The sequence below is a fragment of the Pantoea sp. CTOTU49201 genome (assembly GCF_032054795.1).
Classification (GTDB): Bacteria; Pseudomonadota; Gammaproteobacteria; order Enterobacterales; family Enterobacteriaceae; genus Pantoea; species Pantoea symbiotica.
On the sequence record NZ_DAMBSA010000040.1, the window covers coordinates 3,709 to 18,219 of the forward strand.

The window sequence follows — 14,511 nt, forward strand, 5'->3', positions numbered from 1 at the left end:
TCACATCTTGCTACTACTCAATTCAACATTTGTAATCCACGCGTCAATTTTAAGATATTTCTTACACGCGACTTAATTCCTGCCGAGTTACGTGCCGCTATGTGATGAAACCTGACGTAACTAAGACATCGTCAGAAGGTCGCGCTGCCTGCTGGGCGGTGCATATCGCTGGCATAGATGGTAGAGCATTGATTCGTGGGCATACGCTTTCTGAGCATAATTTTCTTATTGGGCTTCAGCCTCTCCGCCTGGGGTGCTTCTACACTCACCTTCACGCCGCGTTATGGCTTAGTGTCGCCTGAAGTTAACCTTGATTCCGAGAGCCAGCGTTGGCTGATACGTCATGCTGTATTGCGCGTTGGCGTATGGAGCCACACATTACCGCCCTACTCGGTGGAGTTTGAAAAAAATGCCTTTGAAGGTCTTTCAGCCGACTACCTCGCCATCGTCGCTAAAACCCTGAATCTGCCAGTAGAAATCAAACGTTATAAGACCCGACTGGAACTGGTTGAAGCGTTGAATAACAAACAAGTTGATTTAATTCCTTACTATCCGCAGGCCGCCAATCACGATACTAAACTGGCGTTAAGCATTCCCTATTCACTGGCGCAGAGCGTATTAATCAGCCGTCGCCAGGCAAAATTTGATCGTGAGTTAAAAGACAGCCGCTACCGCCTGATGTATTACGGTGATGACGAGCTTAAAGCACTGCTGCATAAGCGCTATCCACAGGCGACCTTATCACCCGCTTCACCGCCGCTGTGGGCATATACCGACACCGCTTTAAATGAAGATACGGTGTTCTGGAGCAATTCCGCCACGCAGCGCTATTTATCACAGCGCGGCTTGCAGAACATTATTGAGGGGCACAGCACACCGTACGTTAATGATGTGGATGCGCGCTTTGCCGCTCGCGCGGGCAACGAACCGCTGATCGCTGCCATTAATGAAATTCTCAAAAACATCCCGCTTCGTAACGCCGTACAAATCGCCGAGGCGTGGGGACTCGATTATCAGTCAGTGGTGAAAAATCATCCATTGGATCTTAGCGAAGCCGAGACCCGCTGGTTGGCGCAGCACAGCGATATCACGGTGAATTACGATCCCACACACCTGCCTTTTACCTTCCTGGATGGCAAACAGCGCATTTCCGGGCTGAGTGTTGAATTGCTGAAACTGATTTCACAGCGCACGGGTATCCGCTTTCACTACCAACCAATGCAAGGCTTAAGTGCAATGCGCGATGCTTTGGTTAATCAACGCGATTCGCTGATTGTCGTGAGTGATGCAGCCTCCCAGCAGAGTGAACATATCCTTTATACGCGCTCTTATATCTATTCGCCGTGGGTGGTGATGACGCGCAGCGACAGTAACTGGCGCAGTTTCGATGAGATGGCAGGCAAGCGCATTGGTATCTACGAGCGCTCCTACTATCGCTTCGATTTACGCCGTCGCTGGCCTGAGATCGATTTTAATGAAAATGCTGTTTCAATAGATTCACTCGGTCAGTTGCAGGATAAGCAGGTTGACGGCTTTATCGTGCCCTATGAATCTGCGCAATATTTGCTGAATAACCACTTCAACGATCGCTTCAAAGTGGCGTTTGTCGCGCCATTGCCGATGTTTCGCATGGCGATGGCCGCCAATGCGGCGGATGAACATCTCATTTCTATCCTGAATAAAGCATTGTCGGATATTCCCCAGCCCACCATGCAGTCTCTGATGGAGCGTTGGATCAAGTACACGCCGCCCGCCACCAGCACGTCCTGGCAGAGCTATCGCAGCTACGTGCTGCGCATTGTCGGCATTGCAGGCATTTGCCTGCTGTTTTTCCTGTGGCGTAACCATCTGCTGAAATCATCGCTCGCAAAGCAGCGCCAACACGAACGCGAAATCAGCAACCAGTTACACACTATCGAAACACTACTGGAAGATGTGCATAAAGCAAAACGGGCCGCGCTGCGCTCCAGCGAGGCTAAAAGTACTTTTCTTTCGCATATGAGCCATGAAATCCGCACGCCGCTGGCGGCGCTGATTGGCCTGCTGGAAATCGAACATTTAGGTCAAAGCGACGAACCGCAACGGCAGAAGAATATCGATCTGGCGTGGGAATCCTCACGTTCGCTGCTTTCACTGGTGGGCGATATTCTCGACCTGGCGAAAATCGAATCCGGCCATTTCAGCATTCGCCACATGCCGATGTCGCTGAGCGATGTGGTGCACGACACCGAAGCGCTGTTCCGTCAGGTGGCCCATAACAAAGGGTTGTCGCTCAATGTGATGCTGGAAATTGATCAGGATTGCGTGCTGTTTGATCCGGTGGCGCTGAAGCAGATCCTCGCCAACTTAGTGAGTAATGCCATCAAGTTCACCGCTCAGGGTGAAGTCGAAGTGGCGCTGTATCAGGCTGATACCAGCAAACCCGAATATGTGCTGGAAGTGAGTGATAGCGGAATTGGCTTAACACCGGCGCAGCAACAGGCCATTTTCGAGCCCTTTATTCAGGTAGAGCAAAGCACCAATCGCGTCAGCGGCACCGGGCTCGGCCTCAATATTTGCCGCCGCCTGGCCGGCATGCTGGGAACCGAACTGCACGTAGAGAGCGCACCCGATGAGGGCAGCGTGTTTATGCTGCGCTTTGTCGCCCAGCCCGCCACGCTGATTGAAGCGGAAGTGAAGCCGGTTGATGAAAGTGCGCAGGTGTCATTAAGAATGTTGATCGTTGATGACAACGCCACTAATCGACAGCTTCTGGCGCAGCAGCTGCGCTACGCCGGGCATCATGTGCTGGTGGCGGAAGGCGGCGAAGAGGCGCTGGCGCTATGGCGTGAACATAAAGTCGAACGCGTCATCACCGACTGCAATATGCCCGGCATGGATGGCTTCGAATTTACCCGCCAGCTGCGTATCGAAGAGAAATTACTGAACCGTCGTGCGGTACCGATTTACGGGCTGACGGCGATGGCAGAAGAGCGCGTCGCGCAGCTCGCGGCACAGGCTGGCATGGATGGATGCTTGTTCAAACCGCTTGAGCGCACGCAACTGCTGAAAGTGGTGACCGGCGTGGCGAAGAGCCAGACGCGTACCGACACCTTACTCACGTTGGAAAATCTGGCGGCTAACGATCCGCAAGCCTGGCGCGATCTGGTGACCACCGCTCAGCAACAGAATGCGCGCGATCTGGCCCAGCTTCAGCAGGCCGTGGAAGAGATCCATTTCGCCGGCGCGCGCCATGCTGCACATCGACTGCTTGGCAGCGCGAAACTGCTGTATGCCGAAGCGTTACAACAATGCTGCCTTGCGGCCGAACAAGCCGCAGAACGTGAAGATGTTGCCATGCTACAACAGCAACTGCCCGCCATCGTAACGGCAATAAAAGAGCTGGAGGAGATCTTCCAGCGCGCACTCGAAAATAATATTACTAATGAGGTGAGAACATGAAACAAGACACCTGGCAAGTTGCCGTATTAGACGATCATCCCTTGATCAGCAAAGCGATTCAGTACCGCCTGTCGCAGGAAGCGGATTTGGCTTTAGCGGGTAGTTTCAGCCAGCGCCAGCAACTGATGGCCTTTTTACGTAGCAACAGCGTAGACGTACTGGTACTGGATTATCTGCTGGGCGAAGACGAACTCGACGGTCTGCAAATGGTGAAACAGCTGCGGGTGCAATATCCCCAACTGAAGATTTTAGTCTCCTCATCGGTTGAGAAACCGGCGATCGTCAAGCTGCTGCTCAAAGCCGGCGTGCATGGATTTGTCGGTAAAAGCCAGGATCAAGAAGTGTTGATTAAAGCGCTGTACGAGGTGTGCCGTAACAAACATTTTCTCAGCGCAGAGATGCTGTTAGAGATGGATAAGTTCGAGGAAAACGATCGGGAAATGCATGATTACCTGCTACCGCGCGAGCTCGGCGATGACATTGCATTGCTGCTGCGTGAGCTGAGCCCGCGCGAGCTGGAAGTGATTCGCTGCTACCTTGATGGCTTAAGCGTCACGCAGATCGCCGGTAAATACGCGCGCAGTCGCAAAACCATCAGCGGGCAAAAGCAGACCGCACTGCGTAAACTGGGGCTGCGATCCGATCTGGAATTATTCAAATACAAAGAGCATTTCAGCGGGCTAGCCGTGCATCTTTGAGTCTCGCTTAATGCGGATAAATTGTGTTCTGTGACGCGGATCAAGGCTTATTCGCCGCACCGCGCTGTCATGATGTTTACTAGAATGGTAGTTTATCAGTTATCACAGACACGATAACGGTGGATGACATTATGCAACTGACAATGCGTTGGTTTGGTCCGAAAGAAGATAAAGTTTCGCTGGAATATATTCGTCAGGTGCCGGGCGTGCGCGGCGTAGTTGGCGCACTGTATGACGTGCCGGTGGGCGAAACCTGGCCGAAAGAGAAAATTAACGCGCTGGTTGAGCAGGTGCATGCGGCCGGGCTAACCGTGGAAGTGATCGAAAGCGTCAATATTCACGACGACATCAAAATCGGTCTGCCGAGCCGCGATCAATACATCGAAAATTATAAGCAGAGCATCCGCAACCTGGCCGAGGTTGGCGTGAAGGTGATTTGCTACAACTTCATGCCGGTATTCGATTGGATGAAGACCGACATGAACTACGTGCTGCCGGACGGCTCGCTCACCATGGCGTTCGAGAAGAAAGGCATCGATAAGAGCCTCGACGAGGTGGTGCAGGAAGTGCTGGGTAATTCCAACGGTTTCGCCCTGCCGGGCTGGGAACCGGAACGTCTGGCAAAAGTGCAGGATCTGTTTGCCCAATACAAAAATGTGGATGACGCGAAACTGCGTGAAAACCTCGCTTACTTCCTGAAAGCGGTGATCCCGGTATGTGAGGAAGTGGGCGTGAAGATGGCAATTCACCCTGACGATCCACCGTATTCGATCTTCGGCCTGCCGCGCGTGGTGAAGAACCGCGACGATCTCGACTGGATCTGTAACGTGGTCGACTCTGAAGCCAACGGCATCACGCTGTGTACCGGATCGATTGCCGAAGATCCGAGTAATGATGTGTACGCCATTCTTGCTGAATTCTCGCGCCGCAAACGCATTCCGTTTGCCCATGTGCGTAACATTAAGATTATTCAGGATAAAGATTTCTACGAGTGCGCGCACCCAACGGAATACGGTTCGCTGGATATGTATAAAGTGCTGCAGTCAATGCATGACAACGGCTTCGATGGCTACATCCGCTCGGATCACGGCCGCTTTATCTGGGGCGAAACTGGCCGTCCGGGTTACGGCTTGTACGACCGCGCGCTGGGCACCACCTATCTGCTGGGATTGTGGGAAGCGCTGGGCAAGCGTTAAATTTGGCCCGGTGCGCATAAATGCGCCGTCGTAGGGTCGCCATTCATGGCGACCTTTCCACATTGAGCTCACCGCACAAGCTATCAAACTCTCCCTTCTAACTTGCCGTTAAATATATACAGTTAAACTGTACATATTCAGCGGAGACTTCCCCATGTCAGAACCCAACAAAGCCGTTGTACGTCGCTTCAATCAGCAGGTGATTGCCGAAGGCGATCGCCAGACTTTCGATCAACTCGTTGCCGAAAACTTCATTAACCGCTCAGCGCCAGCGGGCGCGCCCAGCGGTCGCGAAAGTCTGTGGCACACCTTCGATCAGATCCTGCGCCCCGCTTTCTCCGATCTGCAGGTGCATATCGAGGATCAAATCGCCGAGCGCGATTGGGTCACCACGCGCAAAACGATAACCGGCGTTCACAGCGGATCGCTGATGGGCATCGCGCCCACCGGATTACCGGTATCCATTGCGGTAATTGATATGGTGCGAATTGAACAGGGAAAATACGCAGAGCATTGGGGCATGAACACACTGGCGGCGGTGATTACGCAGCTAAAGCAGTTTGCGTAATGCAGCCAACCCTTTTTGCAGATCGTCGCGATCCTGCTGCCCGAGCGTTGCATCGATGCGCGCCGCAATCCACGCTGCGCGCTGTTCACGTGCGTCGGCCAGCGCAGCGCGTGCCCGATCGCTCAACACGATCACCTGCGCCCGCGCGTCCTGCGCGCTTTTTTGCCGCAGCACCAAACCTTGCGCTTCCAACTCGTTGATCACCAGCCGCATGCTTTGATGCTTCACACCGCGCAGCCGCGCGAGATCGGCGATAGAGAGCGCGTCATGGCTATCGAGCAGGTCTAAGGTTTCATATTGCGAGGTGCGCACGGTCGCGGTGCTGACGCGGACGTTGCGTACGAAGTGACTAATCAGCTGACGGAGCTCTTCCGCCAGCTGCTGGGTTGCAATTTCAGTGCTCAAAGGGGCGATTCCTGCGCGCTATCGTTGCCGTATTATATGAAGGTGCGCATGAATGCGCACCCTACGAAAACCTGCCCAAACGACCGTTTTACGCATAACTGACGTGCATCAGGAAACCTATTGCCAGGCTTTAAACAATAAGCTGGCATTCACGCCGCCAAAGCCAAAACCGTTGGAGAGCGCATAGGTCATCGCCGTCGGCTGCGGTTTGAGCGCCACCAGATTCAGCCCAACAGCCGCTTCATCCGGATGCTGCAGATTGAGCGTCGGCGGTGCAACCTGATCGCGCAGCGCCAGAATCGAGAAGATCGCTTCCACGCCGCCCGCGGCACCGAGCAAATGTCCGGTAGCCGATTTGGTGGAGGTAATCGCCACCTTACTGCCACCGAACAGCGCGCTAATTGCGGCCAACTCACCCTTGTCGCCAACCGGCGTTGAAGTCGCATGCGCATTAATATGCTGCACCTCGCTCGCGGTAATGCCCGCCTGCGCCAGCGCGGTTTCCATCGCCCGGCGTGCCCCTTCACCATTTTCCGGACCGGCGGTGAGATGGTAAGCATCCGCGCTGGTGCCGTAACCCACCAGCTCCGCCAGCGGTGTCGCGCCGCGCGCCTGCGCATGTTCCAGCGATTCAATCACCAGCAATCCTGCGCCCTCACCCATGACAAAACCGTCGCGGTCACGATCAAACGGTCGTGAAGCCTGCTCGGGACGATCGTTAAAACCGCCTGACATCGCCTTCGCTGCGGCAAATCCGGCCAGGCTTACGCGATGAATCGCCGCTTCGGTGCCGCCGCACAGCGCGATATCCGCTTCGCCGCTGCGAATCAAGCGTGCCGCATCGCCAATCGCCTGCGCACCCGCCGCACAAGCCGTTACCGGCGCGCCAATCGGCCCACGAAAACCGTGCGCAATCGAAACGTGTCCGGCCGCCAGATTGGCGAGGAACGAAGGAATGGTAAACGGCGACAGACGGCGCGGCCCGCGCTCGGCGGTGGTTTCAACCGCATTAGCGATTTCGTTAAAACCGCCGATGCCGGTGGCGATCACCGTGGCGGTGCGCTGCTGCTGCGCGCTGTCCTGTGGGAACCAGTTGGCCTGCGTCAGCGCTTCATGCGCCGCCACCAGCGCGAACTCGATAAAGCGATCCATCTTCTTGCGATCTTTGGCGGCAATAATGCCGTCGGGATTGAAACCGTGCAGCGTATCCTGCTCCAGCGTCGGCACCTGTCCCGCTACTTTGCAGGCGATGTCCTGCACCATCTCCTCTGGTAAGGCGCTGATGCCCGATTTTCCCGCCAGCAGCGCCTGCCAAACCGCTTCCGTGCCGCAACCCAGCGGCGATACCAGTCCCATGCCGGTAATGACAATTCGTTTCATCTTTAACTCCTTAATCTGCAGGTACTGAGTTGCACCTCAGCGTGATGATTGCAGCGCCGGCGGCGCAAATTTCTGGGTGCTATCTCCAGCGCGTTTTTTCTGCAGATAATCATGGCGATAGTGCATCATCGGCTCCGCTGCCGGGCCGGGCACCATCTGATATTTATCCAGCGTCAGCGGCTGACCGTTTTCGCTATCGACCATCTGCATCTTCACCGGACGCTGCGTGGCGGTTTCCACCAGCTGCATCTGACGACCTTCCGGCGAGAAATGCGTGCTGCCCCACTCGGTGAGCGCCAGAATTACGCCGCGAAAATCGCGACCGACGGCCGTCAGGTGATATTCGAAGCGCGCCGGGCTGGTGCTGTAACACACCTTCTCCAGCAAGCCATCGTCCACCAGCTCTTTCAGCCGCCGCGACAAGATGTTGGGCGCCACGCCGCTGCTTTTCTGGAATTCATCGAAGCGGGTAAAACCGGCCAGCGCATCGCGCATGATCAGTATGCTCCAGCCATCGCCAATGCGCCCAAGGCTGCGCGCGATGGGACAAGGCATGTTGTAGAGCGGTTGGTTTTTCAAGGTGGGTTATCCGGCATCAGTGTGATGGCGGATACTGTTGCAGAGTGACTTTCATTTTGCAAGTGACTTGCAGAATGAAAGTTTGTAGCGAGCATAAAAAAAGGTGCGCATAAATGCGCACCCTACAAAAACCTTACCCCGCACTCACCCCGTAGGGTCGCCATTCATGGCGACCAGGGTTTACGTCCGCACCCGCAACCTCGCCTCAATCTTATCGGCGATCTTGGTAACCACATACGCAATCACCATGTAAAACACCACCGCCACCAGGAAGGCTTCGAGGTAGTAGAAATTCAGCGCCGCCGTCAGCTGCGCCTGAGCAAAGATATCCACCACTTCGATGGCAAACGCCAGCGACAGCGCTTTCATGATCACCATAAAGGCGTTGGCAAGATCGGGAATCGCCGCCACGATAATCTGCGGGAACATCACGCGGCGGAACAGCTGGCCGCCGCTGTAACCGAGCGACAGCGCCGCATCAGATTGTCCGCTATCAAATGAGTTGAGCGCGCCCTTCCACACTTCCGCCTGAAACGCCGCGACGCAGGCACTCAATGCGACGATGATGATCACCCAGTTCGGCAGCGAGTGCGCATTCACTTTCACGCCAAACAGCGTGGCGACGAAGTCCAGCGCCGGTGGCAAACCGTAATAGGCGAGGAAAATCACCACCACCATCGGCACGCCTTTGAAGGCAATCTTGTACGCGATCACCAACTGGCGCAGCACTGGAATGCGGCGATGTTCAATAAAGGCAAAAAGCCCGCCGAGCAGCGTTGAGCAGATAAATACCGTCACCGCCATCAGCAACGTCACCGGCACCGCATCGAGAATGCTCCAGAAGTCCGGCAGCAAAACCTCAAGATCAAACATGGTTTCTCTCCCTTATCAGACGCTGGTGAATTTGACGCGTGCAGCGGTTTTCGAGCTGTACTTCGCGTGACGTTGTTCGAAGAAACGGATAATCAACCAGGCCACGCCGCACAGCAGCGAATAGAGCACCGCCAGCACCAGATAAGTGCCGAACTGATATTGGTTGTAGTCGCGTTCCATGATCAGATGTGCAGTCGCCATCACATCCGCAGCACCGATGTACATCACCAGCGCCACGTTATGAATCAGATAGATAATCGCATTGCCATAGCCTGGCAGCGCATAGTGCACCGCTTGCGGACCGACAATGCGCAGCATTTTCTGGCGGAAGCTGTAGCCCATACTGTCGGCGGCGTCATGCTGGCCGCTCTCCACGGCGAGAAACGCCGGGCGCATCACTTCGGACAGATAACCGCCGTGATACAGGCTCAGGCCAATCATCGCCGCGATATTGGCGGTGACAAAATCGCTGAAGCCAAACTGCTCGGCCACCAGCGGCAAGCCATAAAAAGCGACAAACAGCTGCAGCACCACCGGCACGCTGCGCGCATACGAGACGTACAAATCGACACACTGGCTGATGACCGGAATGCGGCGCACGCGGAATACGGTGGCGATCAGCGCCAGGAAGAACCCGACGATCATCGCGACAAACATTATGCCAAGCGTCAACGGCAGCGCCGAGAGAAGCTCGGGAATCATCGAAGTCAGATTCACGGTGAAACACTCCTGCTAAAAAAGAGTCGGTGAATGCGTCGTAGGGGCGGCCTTCGGCCCGACCTTTCCAACGCATCATCGAGCACAGTGAATCGCTTACTTCATATACTTAGAAACGTCTTCGCCAAACCACTTCTGCGCCAGCTTATCCAGCGTGCCGTCGGCTTTCAGCTGTTGCAGCGTTTTGTTGATGTCATCGTTCAGCGCCTGGTTCTCGGCCGAACGGTGAATCAGCACGTAGGTGTTGTTGATAGCAACCGGCTCGCTGGCTTTGATCGCCAGTTTCTGGTTGTCGATCACCGTTTGCTCGCCGAGGTTCGAAGGCAGGATCAGCGCATCATATTTACCAAGCTGCACCTCTTTCAGACGGTCCGGATAAGGCACGCCAGCGCTCGAGGCTTTGATCTCAACCTTGTCGTTCGGGTTTTCCTGCTGCCACTGCGTCACGAATTTGTACACGCCGCCGCCGGCGGTGACCGGCACGATATTCTTGCCGACCAGATCTTTCATGCTGTTGATGGTGCTATCGCTGCGGCTGTAGATCTTCATCAGGCTGGCACCGATTGGCGCATCCGGGATCAGGAACTGTTTGCTGCGCGTTGGCGCTTTGTAATAGCCGCCGGTCGCCATGTCATATTTGCCAGTCGCAAGGCCGGTTTCCTGGGCGATATCCGCCGCACCTTCCATCACGAATTTGTACTGCGGCAGTTTGGCGTTGATGGCTTTCAGCACGTCCGGCTCGTAGCCCTGCGGCTCGTGACCAATCGCGCCCCACGACAGCGGTTTAGACTCCGCCGCAGTGGCGATTTTGATAGTGCGCACCGCGTCGGCGAAGCTGTTACCGCTGATGAGTGCCAGCGCGATGATGCCAGGCGCGGCCAGGCGACGTAAGGTGGTTTTGATTGCAGGCATGTCGTTGATTCCTTTAATTATTAGAATACACGTTCTGAATTGAGGAACTGAGCAAGTCGCGGCAGGGTTGGATTATCGAACATCTCAGTCGGGTTGCCCTGCGCGGCCACCACGCCCTGATCCATAAAGACGATGCGGTTCGAAATACTTTTAGCGAACTGCATTTCGTGCGTCACCAGCAGCGAAGTAATGCCGGAGGACGCCACATCCTTAATCACTTTCAGCACCTCGCCCACCAGCTCTGGATCGAGCGATGAGGTCGGTTCATCAAACAGCATCACATCTGGACGCACCGCCAGCGCGCGGGCGATGCCGGTTCGCTGCAGCTGGCCGCCGGAAAGCTGAGATGGATAGTGATCGAGCTTGGCGCCCAATCCCACGCGCTCCAGCTCCTGCACGGCGATATCGCGCGCTTGCTGCTTGCTTTTGCGTTGAATGACGATCAGCGGATCCATCACGTTTTCCAGCACCGTCATGTTTTTGAACACGTTGAACTGCTGGAATACCATCGCAGTGCGCAGGCGGATCGCCTGGATCGCTGCTTTATCCGGTGACTGATAATCCATGCGGATCTGATCGAGCTGAATGGTGCCCGACGCCGGTTTCGCCAGATAGTTAATGCAGCGCAACAGCGTGGTTTTACCGGTGCCGCTTGGCCCGATGATCGACACCACATCGCCGCGTTTCACCGACAGATCGACACCTTTCAGGATCGGCGTGCTGCCGTAAGAGAGCTTAATATCGTTGAGTTCTAACATGCAGCAGCCCTTATTTGTTCAGGTCAGCATGGCCAAGCACATGCATCAGACGGTTGGCCCAGCCAAAAATGGCGATGGCGTGGATCAGATCGATAATCTCCTGATCGTTCATGCCGACCGCGCGCAGTGCCGCCATATCCTCGGCGCTGGCTTCGGACGGCGTCACCGACAGGCGACGGGCAAAACGGTAGATCGCCGCATCACGCTCGCCGAGCACATCCGCACGATCAAAGTAGATGGCGCTCACCACCGCATCACTCTCCGCCAGCTGCGCATGGCGACGCGCATGCACCACCGCGCAATACTTGCAGCCGTTGACGATCGACGCGCCCAGCGCACCGAGTTCACGATCCGCACGATCCAGCCCGCCATCGACATACATAATGGCGTTGAACAGCACGGTACGCGCCACGTAGCTGTCGGGATCATGGGCTAACGTGCGCACATATTCGGAGATTTTCTTATTGGATGGTGTCACTTTCATCGCATCGAGCTGCGCGGGCGTGGCATCTGCCACCTCAACCGGCGCGATATACGGGTGCCAATGCAGTGGCTTGAGATTAACCGACGGAATCATGCAGACCTCAACAAACGTAATCCGGCCGCTACGCGCGTCTGGAAGTTAACAAAAGCGATCAGTTCGGAGAGCGCCACAATCTGCGGATTGCTCAAGCCAGCCTGCTCCAGCAAGCGAATGTGCTGCTCGGTGGCGTTCATTGGCTGCTGCGTAACGAGATCGGCGTGGCGCGCAATGGACGCCAACGGTTCTGGCAGATCGCTTGCGCCTGCCGCCAGCGCCAGCAAATCATCTGAGGGCTGCAACGCCGCCAGCTGCCCCTGATAATCCTGTTGCAGCTCGGCATCGTGGTTCAGCTGTGCCATACGCTGCGCCAGCGCAAAACGCACATCCGGCGCTAAGCCCTGATCGTCGTTTGGTGCCAGCACCGAGGTGCGGCACTGTTCCGCGCCGTCAACAAATTCCGGGCGCAGGCGGCGCGTGCCGTACAGCGCATCTTCAGCGTTTAAGCCGACTGCGCGATCAATTGCGTCACTCACTGCGCGTTCTCCTGGTTGAGTAAGGGCGTGGAATCCACCCATTCATCGCCCTGCAATTCAGGGGTATCAAAAGCCTGTAAGTTGGCGTAATGCTGCTCGACGTCTTCGGCAAACAGCGAAGCGGTGATGCCGCGCACCAGACGATCGGCACCTGCGCTTACCGCCGGAATATCGCCGGAGACTTTGCCGTGCGTCAGCATCGCCGCATCGTTGAAGCAGTGAATGTGCGCCAACAACGGGCATGCGCCTGCCGTCAGTTCGCGGAATTCAAAAGCGGGGCCGAGATCCGGCGCTTCCAGCAAACCGGGACGCGGTGCGCCCATTTCTGGCTGATAGCGTCCGTCGCGCCAGCTGCGGATATGCGGCGCGATGGCGGCAAACTCCGGGCGGCCGTGAAAATCGTTGCTAAAGCCGGTCGCAGCAATCAGGAAGTCATAGCAGAACGGGCCTTTTGTGGTTTCGATCAGCAGGCCATCGGCTTGTTCTTTCACCGCTTTGATGCCGCAATCAAGCAAGAAGCGCGCATTGGCATGGCGCGACACGCGCAGCGTTGAGGAGCGCGGCGGCGGCGTTTGCGTGGTGGCGGTGTAATCGACAAACTTCCACTTCCACGCGTCCGGCAACTGATGCATGCCGTGCACCACGCCCTGGCTACCGATGCCGGTCATTTTGTTGATGCGCGGCATCTGCTTACGACGAATCAGCAGATCCACCGCGCCCGCACCGTTTTCCAGCGCGGTGGCGGCGTTATCCATTGAGGATGCGCCCGCGCCAATCACGGCAATGCGTTTGCCTTTTAGGGCGGAGAAATCAATGTCGTCGGCGGAGTGCGCCCAGAACTGGCGGCTAACACCTTGCAGGAAATCCGGCACGGCGAAACCGCCCAGGCCAGAACGTCCGGTGGCCAGCACCAAACGGCGGGTGTAAATGCGGCCGGTTTCGGCACCGCTGAGATCGAGAGCAATCAGATCATCGGCAAAGGCAATGTTGTTGACGCGCACATTGTTGCGCACCGGCAGATTCAGCACCTTGCGATACCAAATCAGGTAATCCATCCACTGCGCTTTAGGAATTTTATCCAGTTCCTGCCAGGCTTCTTTGCCCCACTGCGCGGTGAACCACGCGCGGAACGTCAGTTGCGCCATGCCGAGCGCCGGGCCTTGTAGAGATTTCGGTGAACGCAGCGTTTCCATGCGTGCAAAGGTCACCCACGGACCTTCCAGCCCGGCGGGTGCGGCGTCATACGCCACCACATTGCTGATGCCGCTGAACTGCAATTTCGCCACCGCCGCCAGCCCGCACATGCCCGCGCCGATTACCACCACGTCACGCACCGGCGCGCCATCCTGCGTGCGCTCGGGCACCCAGGATTTTGCAGGCAGTTCAAGATATTCCAGATCCTGCTGAAGCTGAGCTTCCAGCGCGGCAAGGCCATCGGCGGCATAAGTCATACACGTTTTCCCAGAAATAAGCGGCAGCCTGAATGCGGGCGAAACCACTAAAGCGCGTTAGTGACTATGCATTTCCATTATCCTGATAACGCATAGTTAATGGGTAATAATCACCAAAACACATAGTAAGAGCTAAGGCTTCGCATAATCCTCTTGCCCTAAAACAGAGTCAATAATCTCGCTCAGCTTTTGACCAATGGATTTCTTATATCTTATGCCGGAAATGTTATAAGCGGATTTGCAGGTCATACGTAGGGTCGCCATTCATGGCGACCTTGCTAATCACCGCACAACACTTTATTCCTGATTAATCAACCGCATAATACGCGGATGTTCACTGGCGGGCAGACGCTCAAAACCCGGCAGCAAATCGGTGGCAGCGCTGGCTAACGCCTCAACCAGCGCCTGCGCAGCAGAGGAAATCTGGCGCCCCTGCGGCGTAATCACGCCAAAATAATAAGGAATATCCTCCTCCAG

General features: G+C 55.9%; 14 protein-coding genes and 1 pseudogene. 4 read left to right on the forward strand and 11 right to left on the reverse strand.

Translation table 11 applies throughout. The annotated features are described in order from the left end of the window. Window positions 1-195 precede the first annotated feature (195 nt). The 4 genes from RTY00_RS04945 to RTY00_RS04960 all read left to right on the forward strand — a co-directional run bounded on the left by RTY00_RS04945 (window position 196) and on the right by RTY00_RS04960 (window position 5,903). On the forward strand, window positions 196-3,441 hold the full coding sequence (locus RTY00_RS04945; RefSeq protein WP_312663631.1) for a transporter substrate-binding domain-containing protein: 3,246 nt from the start codon (window positions 196-198) through the stop codon (window positions 3,439-3,441). Then, window positions 3,438-4,139 (forward strand): response regulator transcription factor, encoded by a 702-nt coding sequence (locus RTY00_RS04950; protein ID WP_312663632.1) that lies wholly within the window; start codon window positions 3,438-3,440, stop codon window positions 4,137-4,139. Before RTY00_RS04945 ends, RTY00_RS04950 begins: the two co-directional genes overlap by 4 nt. Window positions 4,140-4,270: 131 nt before the next feature. Further along, entirely contained in the window at window positions 4,271-5,335 is a 1,065-nt protein-coding gene (uxuA, locus tag RTY00_RS04955) for a mannonate dehydratase (RefSeq protein ID WP_312663633.1), read from the forward strand. Between the two features lie 154 nt (window positions 5,336-5,489). Next, window positions 5,490-5,903 (forward strand): ester cyclase, encoded by a 414-nt coding sequence (locus RTY00_RS04960; RefSeq protein WP_312663634.1) that lies wholly within the window; start codon window positions 5,490-5,492, stop codon window positions 5,901-5,903. Here RTY00_RS04960 and RTY00_RS04965 read toward each other — a convergent pair. From RTY00_RS04965 to RTY00_RS05015, 11 genes and pseudogenes are all read right to left on the reverse strand, one after another. After that, window positions 5,886-6,308, reverse strand: coding sequence for a MarR family transcriptional regulator (locus RTY00_RS04965; protein ID WP_312663635.1), 423 nt, complete (start codon window positions 6,306-6,308; stop codon window positions 5,886-5,888). The genes RTY00_RS04960 and RTY00_RS04965 overlap by 18 nt on opposite strands. Window positions 6,309-6,425: 117 nt before the next feature. After that, window positions 6,426-7,688: a beta-ketoacyl-ACP synthase II gene (gene fabF / locus RTY00_RS04970; protein WP_312663636.1), complete on the reverse strand. Its 1,263-nt coding sequence runs from the start codon at window positions 7,686-7,688 to the stop codon at window positions 6,426-6,428. A gap of 36 nt (window positions 7,689-7,724) precedes the next feature. Then, on the reverse strand, window positions 7,725-8,267 hold the full coding sequence (locus RTY00_RS04975) for a helix-turn-helix domain-containing protein (protein ID WP_312663637.1): 543 nt from the start codon (window positions 8,265-8,267) through the stop codon (window positions 7,725-7,727). A gap of 180 nt (window positions 8,268-8,447) precedes the next feature. Further along, the gene (locus RTY00_RS04980; protein WP_061720264.1) at window positions 8,448-9,140 is read right to left on the reverse strand and encodes an amino acid ABC transporter permease; all 693 of its coding nucleotides are present in this window, start codon (window positions 9,138-9,140) and stop codon (window positions 8,448-8,450) included. A 15-nt stretch (window positions 9,141-9,155) separates the two neighbouring features. After that, complete coding sequence (locus RTY00_RS04985; protein WP_218889374.1) at window positions 9,156-9,842, reverse strand: amino acid ABC transporter permease; 687 nt, start codon at window positions 9,840-9,842, stop codon at window positions 9,156-9,158. Window positions 9,843-9,953: 111 nt separating this feature from the next. Next, window positions 9,954-10,769 carry a transporter substrate-binding domain-containing protein gene (locus tag RTY00_RS04990; RefSeq protein WP_312663638.1) on the reverse strand — a complete coding sequence of 272 codons (816 nt, stop codon included), beginning with the start codon at window positions 10,767-10,769 and terminating at the stop codon, window positions 9,954-9,956. 20 nt (window positions 10,770-10,789) lie between these two features. Next, window positions 10,790-11,527 (reverse strand): amino acid ABC transporter ATP-binding protein, encoded by a 738-nt coding sequence (locus tag RTY00_RS04995; RefSeq protein WP_312663639.1) that lies wholly within the window; start codon window positions 11,525-11,527, stop codon window positions 10,790-10,792. Between the two features lie 10 nt (window positions 11,528-11,537). Beyond that, window positions 11,538-12,104, reverse strand: a complete 567-nt coding sequence (locus RTY00_RS05000) for a peroxidase-related enzyme (protein WP_179452163.1) — start codon at window positions 12,102-12,104, stop codon at window positions 11,538-11,540. Continuing rightward, the gene (locus RTY00_RS05005; RefSeq protein WP_312663640.1) at window positions 12,101-12,583 is read right to left on the reverse strand and encodes a hypothetical protein; all 483 of its coding nucleotides are present in this window, start codon (window positions 12,581-12,583) and stop codon (window positions 12,101-12,103) included. The genes RTY00_RS05000 and RTY00_RS05005 overlap by 4 nt, the downstream gene beginning before the upstream one ends. Beyond that, window positions 12,580-14,034 carry an NAD(P)/FAD-dependent oxidoreductase gene (locus RTY00_RS05010; protein WP_312663641.1) on the reverse strand — a complete coding sequence of 485 codons (1,455 nt, stop codon included), beginning with the start codon at window positions 14,032-14,034 and terminating at the stop codon, window positions 12,580-12,582. The genes RTY00_RS05005 and RTY00_RS05010 overlap by 4 nt, the downstream gene beginning before the upstream one ends. 297 nt (window positions 14,035-14,331) lie before the next feature. Beyond that, window positions 14,332-14,511 (reverse strand): annotated as a pseudogene (locus RTY00_RS05015) (LysR family transcriptional regulator); the annotation flags it as partial.

Coding starts and splice junctions, on each gene's coding strand:
- RTY00_RS04950 (WP_312663632.1), top strand. CDS start 3,438: ATGAAACAAGACACCTGGCAAGTTGCCGTATTAGACGATCATCCCTTG.
- uxuA (WP_312663633.1), top strand. CDS start 4,271: ATGCAACTGACAATGCGTTGGTTTGGTCCGAAAGAAGATAAAGTTTCG.
- RTY00_RS04960 (WP_312663634.1), top strand. CDS start 5,490: ATGTCAGAACCCAACAAAGCCGTTGTACGTCGCTTCAATCAGCAGGTG.
- fabF (WP_312663636.1), bottom strand. CDS start 7,688: ATGAAACGAATTGTCATTACCGGCATGGGACTGGTATCGCCGCTGGGT.
- RTY00_RS04980 (WP_061720264.1), bottom strand. CDS start 9,140: ATGTTTGATCTTGAGGTTTTGCTGCCGGACTTCTGGAGCATTCTCGAT.
- RTY00_RS04985 (WP_218889374.1), bottom strand. CDS start 9,842: ATGATTCCCGAGCTTCTCTCGGCGCTGCCGTTGACGCTTGGCATAATG.
- RTY00_RS04990 (WP_312663638.1), bottom strand. CDS start 10,769: ATGCCTGCAATCAAAACCACCTTACGTCGCCTGGCCGCGCCTGGCATC.
- RTY00_RS04995 (WP_312663639.1), bottom strand. CDS start 11,527: ATGTTAGAACTCAACGATATTAAGCTCTCTTACGGCAGCACGCCGATC.
- RTY00_RS05000 (WP_179452163.1), bottom strand. CDS start 12,104: ATGATTCCGTCGGTTAATCTCAAGCCACTGCATTGGCACCCGTATATC.
- RTY00_RS05010 (WP_312663641.1), bottom strand. CDS start 14,034: ATGACTTATGCCGCCGATGGCCTTGCCGCGCTGGAAGCTCAGCTTCAG.